We start from the raw sequence: 809 nt of genomic DNA on the forward strand, positions 1-809 counted from the left end.
ACGCTTGGTATCCAGCGTGTCCTGATCCAAACGGGACGGGCACAGGAGATCACCCGGTTTGCGGCGCATGACCCTTCCGCGCCCAAGTGGAACCACCTCATGGTCTTCGGCGATGGCAGGCAGGTTCAGGTGTCGATAGGTACCGCGGTCCAGCAGATAACCCGGCGGATCCATCTCGTGCAACCGTTGTGCAACCATAACCACACGCCCTTCGGACGGGTTGTCAAAGCGCGACAGAAAGGTCCCCTCAATGAACTCCTGTGCCTTGACCAGTTCAGCTTCGGAGCCCGCATCTCCAGCTTTCAGCAGGTCATCGATGATGATGTAATCAGCGCCATGGCCAGTCACAGAACTGCCGATGGAGACAGCCTTACGGCTGCCTCCCTTTGTGGTGCGGATTTCTTCTGAGGTGTTGCCCTTTTTAGCCAGGACAGTTTCAGGGAACATTTCCCGGTACCAGCGCGCAGACATGATCCGACGACAATCTTCGGAATGCTTGCGCGCCAGATCCAGCCCGTAGCTGGCAACAATGATCTTGGCGCTGGGGTTATGACCGAGAAGATAAGCGACATAGGCAACGGCCACGGTGACCGATTTCAGGCACCGGGGCGGAATGTTGATGATCAACCGCTTGTTCTCACCGATGCGAACGTTGTCCAACTCATGGCACATAGCACGCACATGCCAGGCCGGATCAAAGCCGCGGTCAGTCCCCTGGTGCAGCGTGCCAAACACACGCCACACGAAGGGAAAGAAATTGTCCCGGCAAACCTCGCGCGCGGCATGCAGAACCATTTTGGGATCAGGAG

At 57.5% G+C, this 809-nt stretch carries 1 pseudogene; it reads right to left on the minus strand.

The features are described from left to right. Positions 1-795 (minus strand): annotated as a pseudogene (locus ACR0NJ_RS21260) (phage terminase large subunit); the annotation flags it as partial. Positions 796-809 lie beyond the last annotated feature (14 nt).

Source organism: Ruegeria sp. F11, assembly GCF_056533855.1.